The sequence below is a fragment of the Candidatus Ichthyocystis sparus genome (genome assembly GCF_900078745.1).
Taxonomy (GTDB): Bacteria; Pseudomonadota; Gammaproteobacteria; order Burkholderiales; family 2013Ark19i; genus Ichthyocystis; species Ichthyocystis sparus.
Map to the genome: position 1 here is coordinate 1 of NZ_FKII01000097.1, position 2,477 is coordinate 2,477.

Annotated in this window: 3 protein-coding genes; 2 read left to right on the top strand and 1 reads right to left on the bottom strand. The window is 30.6% G+C overall.

Features of this window, described 5'->3' with window-relative positions; all coding sequences use genetic code 11:
* A partial coding sequence (locus A6733_RS08155; RefSeq protein ID WP_141663504.1) for an ATP-binding protein occupies positions 1 to 233 on the top strand: 233 nt, incomplete at its 5' end.
* 144 nt (positions 234 to 377) lie between these two features.
* Here the strand turns inward: A6733_RS08155 and A6733_RS08160 are convergent.
* Entirely contained in the window at positions 378 to 1,331 is a 954-nt protein-coding gene (locus A6733_RS08160; RefSeq protein ID WP_278183924.1) for a malate:quinone oxidoreductase, read from the bottom strand.
* On the opposite strand from A6733_RS08160, the gene A6733_RS08165 reads away from it, so the two are divergent.
* On the top strand, positions 1,332 to 2,477 hold a 1,146-nt coding region (locus A6733_RS08165; RefSeq protein ID WP_278183925.1), incomplete at its 3' end, for a HAMP domain-containing sensor histidine kinase.

Consider the following 2,477-nt stretch of genomic DNA (forward strand, 5'->3'; position numbering starts at 1 on the left):
ATATCACTCTAACTAGTACAAATCACTTGATTATATTTAATATTGAAAATGATGGTTCGATTGCAGAAGAAGATGCGAAACATATCTTCGATCGTTTTTATAAATTGAGTGACGAATCTAGTAGTAATGGTCTAGGTCTTGCCATTACCCAATCAATTATTCATCTTCATCATGGTAACATTACGCTCACTTCAGATGATAAAACACAATTTATTGTAAAACTATTTATTTAGTATGTATTCTTTAAATTATCAATTGGATTCATAACAAAATATGATGAATTTAAAACATTTCATTAATTAAACTATACGCCATATATAAAACCACCATTAAATGATAACTTATTTTTAATCATTTAATGGTGGTTTTTTTAAATACTACTTTACATTCAAGTATTTTTTTACTTCTTCGTTTATTGAATGATATATATCTTCATGATCTGACAATTTTAAACCAAATGATGGGACCATTTCTTTAATTTTTGGTTCCCATGACTTAAACTCTGATTTGTAACAACGTTGCAAGACATCAAACATGATATCAACAGCAGTCGAAGCACCAGGTGAAGCACCTAATAATGCTGCAAGTGAACCATCTTCTGATGTTATCACTTCCGTACCAAATTGTAATTGACCTTTAGACTTATCTGTATCTTTAATCACTTGAACACGTTGACCTGCAGTAATTACTTCCCAATCTTCATCTTTCGCTTCTGGTAAGAATACACGCAAATCATTAATCCGTTCTTCATTTGAAAGCATTAATTGAGAAACTAAATACTTCGTCAAATTAAATTCTTTTACGCCAGCACTTAACATTGTGATCATATTATTGGGTTTTACAGATTTAACTAGATCTAAATATGAACCGTTTTTCAAGAATTTCGGCGAAAACCCTGCAAAAGGTCCAAATAGTAATGATTTTTCACCATTAACAAATCGTGTATCTAAATGTGGAACTGACATTGGAGGTGCACCTACCTCGGCTTTACCGTAAACTTTTGCATGATGTCTATGTATGACATCTGGATTTTTACATCGTAAAAATAAGCCACTTACTGGGAAACCACCAATGTGTTTAGATTCCTTAATCTTTGTTTTTTGTAATAAAGGTAAACTTGCACCACCAGCTCCGATGAAGACGAACTTAGATTCATAATTCATTACATTTGATGTATTTAAATCTTTAACCACAACTTGCCAGTTACCATTATTTAATTTTTTTATATCTAAAACTTCATGTTTATAATTAATACCAACATTTTTTTGTTGTAAATTAGCTATTAACTTTTTAGTCATTTTCTTTTTACGAATATTTATTATCACTTTCATTTGAAAGCTTCTAATGATGCAAAAATTATGCGCACACTTAAAGAAGCTCGTGAATATGAAAGAACTCAAAAACCTAAACCTCTAGATACGTATTTGAAACATTTAGGTCAAATGAATTATCAAATTATGACTGTCAACGAACATGGAACCAAACATTTTTATGGGGAAACTTTTCGTAAAAATACTATAAGTCAGTCTGCAATCAAAAAAGTGCTCAACGGTGAAGATTATCACGGTATTAAAAATAAACCTTATGCATTTTTTGTAACAGGGTTCTTCGATAATGAAACGGATAATACAGTAGGTATTCAATTTAAAACAGATGATGGGGTATTAGCAGTTTTTATGCGTCCAGATATCGGGCAAACTTTTAGCGAATTTAGAATTTTCTTAGCTGTATTGATAACACTTTTACTTATTATTTCAATTTCACTAGTCATTGCATCAACTTATTCTATTATTAAACCAGTGACCGCATTAAAAAATGCAACAACTCGAATTATGAAAGGTGATTTCAGTACGCCTATCAAACAAACACGTCATGATGAAATTGGAACGCTGCAATCACGTTTCAATACAATGCGTCAAAATTTGGGACAAGTAGATCAAATGAGACAACATTTTGTCCAAAATGTATCTCATGAAATTAAAACACCGCTTACACATTTACAACGATTGCTTACACAACTTGAATTGACGCAAAATGAAGAAGAGAAACAACTATATATCAATGAAATGTTTGAAATCACTAATCAAGTAAGTGAACTAACTAAGGAATTGCTACTTTTATCTGAATTAGATAATGCTTCCCACCTTACTTTTAACGATAATGTCCATTTAAATACTTTAATAAAGGATATTATTAGACATGAACAATTTCGAACTGATGAAAAAGATTTAGTTTTGTTTACTGAATTGGAAGATTTGTATTTCCGAGGAAATGAAAGACTATTACATCAAGCTTTCAATAACCTCATCATTAATGCAATGGAATATGCTCCTCAAAATAGCATGATTAATATCACTCTAACTAGTACAAATCACTTGATTATATTTAATATTGAAAATGATGGTTCGATTGCAGAAGAAGATGCGAAACATATCTTCGATCGTTTTTATAAATTGAGTGACGAATCTGGTACTCAT